At 46.6% G+C, this 663-nt stretch carries 1 protein-coding gene and 1 pseudogene; both read left to right on the top strand.

Features of this window, described 5'->3' with window-relative positions; translation table 11 throughout:
* The coding region (locus tag R7Z77_RS26035) for an ExeA family protein (RefSeq protein WP_411913217.1) at positions 1–459 on the top strand (459 nt) is incomplete at its 5' end.
* Positions 444–663: pseudogene (locus R7Z77_RS26030) on the top strand (MSHA biogenesis protein MshN); the annotation flags it as partial. The gene R7Z77_RS26035 and the pseudogene R7Z77_RS26030, both read left to right, overlap by 16 nt.

The following is a 663-nucleotide window of genomic DNA, read 5'->3' as shown; positions in this document are numbered from 1 at the left end:
CAAGCTCTTTCTCCTGAGGCTTTAGAAACACTGCGCTTGTTCGGCAATTTAGAAACCGAGCAAGACAAATTGATTCAGTTGGTACTTTTCGGTCAGCCTGAATTGGATGAACGCTTGTCCATGCACGAATTACGGCAGTTTCGTCAACGCATTACGTTCAGTTGTGGGCTGCGTCCGTTGTCTGTCGATGAAGGGGTTGCGTACATCAATAATCGCTTAGACAAAGCGGGTAATGGGTCGCACATTTTCTCCATTGAACAGAAAAAAGCGATTTGGCGTTCATCCATGGGGATTCCGCGCTTGATAAACCAAATTAGCCACAAGTCGTTGCTTGCTGCATTTAATGAGCGTTGCACACTATTGAAAAATCATCACGTTTACGCCGCTATGCACGATACGTTTGATGCCCGTAAACCTAAGTTTAAAACACCCGTATTTTGGGGATGGAGTCAACCTTGAGTGCCATCAATAAAGCATTATCTGAACTTGCTGAAAAAACATCACCGAGTGAACTTACTCGTGCTGAGATTCCGAATGTCTCACGCGGTAAGCCTTGGCTGTGGTTGGTTGCTGGTTTTTCATTAAGTCTTGCCGTCGGCGGCTGGGCTGTGTCCCAAGGCCCTGCACCTTCAAATGAGATCACATCGTTCCAACCAAGCGCAA

This window comes from Vibrio sp. 1401, from assembly GCF_033340295.1.
The sequence above is the reverse complement of the archived record's forward strand: the minus strand, read 5'-3'. Positions and strand labels throughout refer to the sequence as shown.